General features: G+C 68.0%; 4 protein-coding genes. 3 read left to right on the plus strand and 1 reads right to left on the minus strand.

The window, feature by feature from the left end:
- From Q0066_RS14890 to Q0066_RS14900, 3 genes are all read left to right on the plus strand, one after another.
- Positions 1-479, plus strand: a 479-nt coding sequence (locus Q0066_RS14890; protein WP_298134307.1) for a VOC family protein, incomplete at its 5' end; no start/stop codon positions are given.
- Between the two features lie 173 nt (positions 480-652).
- Complete coding sequence (locus Q0066_RS14895; RefSeq protein WP_298134310.1) at positions 653-1,099, plus strand: DUF1801 domain-containing protein; 447 nt, start codon at positions 653-655, stop codon at positions 1,097-1,099.
- 34 nt (positions 1,100-1,133) lie between these two features.
- Positions 1,134-1,757 (plus strand): YigZ family protein, encoded by a 624-nt coding sequence (locus tag Q0066_RS14900; protein ID WP_298134312.1) that lies wholly within the window; start codon positions 1,134-1,136, stop codon positions 1,755-1,757.
- Positions 1,758-1,893: 136 nt separating this feature from the next.
- On the opposite strand, the gene Q0066_RS14905 is transcribed toward Q0066_RS14900, so the two are convergent.
- On the minus strand, positions 1,894-2,129 hold a 236-nt coding region (locus Q0066_RS14905), incomplete at its 5' end, for a SelT/SelW/SelH family protein (protein WP_298134314.1).

Raw genomic sequence — 2,129 nt, forward strand, 5'->3', positions numbered from 1 at the left:
TTTTCGAGAAGCAGCAGCCGTGGCGTCCGCCTAGCGTCGAGGACATGACAGCACTGCAGAGCCTGACGCTCGCGAATACCTTCGTCCACACCATCGATCCCGATCGCTCGCTCGCCTTCTACCGCGATGTGCTCGGATTCAGCGTCACCACTGACGTGACCAACGGCGATTTCCGCTGGGTCACCCTGACGACGCCCACCCAGCCCGAGTTGGAGATCACCCTCGACCAGATCGGACCGGGCGCGATGCCGATGACCGACGGTGACCGGCAGGCGTTGACCGAATTGCTCGCCAAGGGCCTGCTCACCGCGCTGATCTTCGACTGCGACGATGTGGACGCCGTGTACGAGGCCGTCCGCGCCTCCGGTGCCGACGTGCTGCAGGAGCCCGCCGACCAGTTCTACGGCGTCCGGGACTGCGCGTTCCGCGACCCCGACGGCAACATGGTCCGGTTCAAGACCGACCTGGCCCAGGACTGAGAGATGTGCCTGCCGCCGTGGGTGGCCAGGGCATTCGCCGAACAGACCCGGTCACGTCGTGAGCCGTCCGTCGTTGGATCGAGGGAGCCGCGCCCGCGTCCCCGCGTTGACCGGCCATTCACCGGAACGCTCACCCTTTCCACACCGATCCGAATCAAGGAGACGATCCACCGATGACCCGCAACACCGACAGCAACGACGGCTTCACCGCCGAGGAACGCGCCGCGATGAAGGAGCACGCCGCCGAACTGCGTGCCGCCAAGCGTCGCTCGGGGAAGAAGGAACTCGAGGCGCAGGCCTGCCTGGACAAGATCGCCGAAATGCCGGACGCCGACCGCGTCATCGCCGAGCGGATCCACGCGCTCGTCAGCGCCAACGCTCCCGAACTGGACGCCAAGACCTGGTACGGCATGCCCGCCTACGCCCGCGATGGACAGGTGATCTGCTTCTTCCAGCCGGCCAGCAAGTTCAAGGCCCGCTACGGCACCTTCGGGTTCAACGACGGCGCGCTGCTCGACGACGGCAGTGTGTGGGCGACCAGCTTCGCCGTGGCCGGTCTCGCCGAGGCCGACGAGGCGTTTCTCGGTGAGCTGATCCGTAGGGCGGTGTCGGAAGCCTGACGCATGGACGGGTCGAGCGTGGCAAGGTGCTGCTGTGATCGAGAAGTATCTGAGTATCGCCGGGCCGGTCGAGGCCGAGATCGAGGATCGACGCTCCCGCTTCCTGGCCCATCTGGAGCCGGTGTCCGATGAGGCGGCGGCCCGGGCGGTGATCGAGTCGGTCCGCAAGCAGCACCACACCGCCGGCCATCACTGCTCGGCGTTCATCCTCGGTCCGGACGGCGCCGTCGAGCGCAGCAGCGACGACGGCGAGCCGGCTGGAACCGCGGGTGCGCCGATGCTCGAGGTACTCCGTGGACGCGAACTGCGCGATGTGGTGGCCGTCGTCACCCGCTGGTTCGGCGGCACCCTGCTGGGTGCGGGTGGCCTGGTCCGGGCCTATTCGGACGCGGTCGCCGCGGCGTCCGATGCGGCCGAACTGGTCCGCTACCGGCTGGCCGACATGCTGGAGCTCGAGGTGGACTATGCGATCGCCGGCCGGGTCGAGGCGTCCCTGCGTGACCGCGGCGTCCAGGTGGCCGACGTCCGGCACGGTGCACAGGCGACCCTGGTGTTGGCCGTTCCGCCCGCGGAGCGCGCGGCGGTGACGTCCGCGATCGCCGAACTGACCGGCGGCCGGGGCCGTCCGGTCGGGGCCGGTACGCGCTGGCTCGCCTGACCCTCGAACATCGGGGGACGGTTCTTTCACGTTCGAAATTCGCACGCCGAAGAACCGTCCCCCAACGTTTGAGATTCGAATGGGAGAGAACCGTCCCCCAACGTTCGAGAATCGAATGGGAGAGAACCGTCCCCGCTCAGGCGCGGTCGGTGTGGCCGAGCGAGCGCTCCGGCGCGACCAGGTCACGGACGCGGCGCTTCAGCTCGGCGATCTCGGGGAAACCGCCGTCGGTCTTGCGGTTCCACACCGTCACCTCGTCGACGGCGACCCGGAACATGCCGCCGTGGGACGGAATCAGCATCACCCCGCCCAGATCGTCGGGGAAGGTCTGCAACAACTCACCCTGATACCAGGACGCCCGCAAGAGCCATC

The organism is Micropruina sp. (genome assembly GCF_027492755.1).
In the GTDB taxonomy this organism is placed as follows: Bacteria; Actinomycetota; Actinomycetes; order Propionibacteriales; family Propionibacteriaceae; genus Micropruina.

Coding starts and splice junctions, on each gene's coding strand:
- Q0066_RS14895 (WP_298134310.1), top strand. CDS start 653: ATGACCCGCAACACCGACAGCAACGACGGCTTCACCGCCGAGGAACGC.